Here is an 824-nt window from a genome sequence, read left to right on the forward strand (position 1 = left end):
GATGCCGCTGGCAAGGTCATTTTGACTGTCACCCTGGATCTGGACGGTAAATACCACCTGCAACTGGACGGCGTGCTGGATCAGCCGCTCACCAGCAACAGCGTCAATCTGGGTCTGCAGGTGCAGGGCACAGATTATGACGGGGATCAGAGCAACCTCGGCACCCTCAATATCGCCATCACCGATGGCGCCTTGCCGAGCGTGGACGCGGTTTCCATTTCACTCACGGAAGACAGCGACTGGAGTGCAGGTCAGAGCCTCTCTGGGGATCTCAATATCACCGCAGGTGCAGATCCGCTTGCCAACATCAGCTTCGATACCAATCAGCCCGGCCTGCAAGGGCTCACCAGCGGTGGCCAACCGGTGGTTATCAGCATCAGCGGCAACAGCATCAGCGGCAGCGTCAACGGCCAGAACGTCTTCACCCTGACGCTGGATCAGCAGGGCCACTATGTGTTCACCCTCAACCAGCCGCTGGATCAGGGCAGTGCGGACAGCCTGCTCAAGGCGGGCTTCACGCTCACTGATTCCGATGGTGACAAAGTCTCTTCTTCCCTGAGCGTCGCCATTGGCGATGGGGCCAATCCGGTGATCAGCGCCGTGACCGGTACCGAGATGACCGAGGCCAACCAGGGAGCGAAGGATGTGGTTAACCACATGAGCTTCACCGTGAGCCATGGCTCCGATGCCCTCGATGGAAACAGCCTCAAATTCGATATCGCAGCCATCCAGCAGAGCCTGGACGGCAAATACAACAGTCACGGCAGCCCGGTGACCTTCAGCCTGGATGCCAATGGCGATCTGGTGGGCACCACGGCCGACGG

1 protein-coding gene is annotated in these 824 nt (G+C 59.6%); it reads left to right on the forward strand.

The features are described 5' to 3' along the window. Positions 1 to 824: T1SS-143 repeat domain-containing protein (locus CUC44_RS20880; RefSeq protein ID WP_157812818.1), on the forward strand; the 824-nt coding region annotated here is incomplete at both ends.

This window comes from Aeromonas lusitana, assembly GCF_002812985.1.
Classification (GTDB): domain Bacteria; phylum Pseudomonadota; class Gammaproteobacteria; order Enterobacterales; family Aeromonadaceae; genus Aeromonas; species Aeromonas lusitana.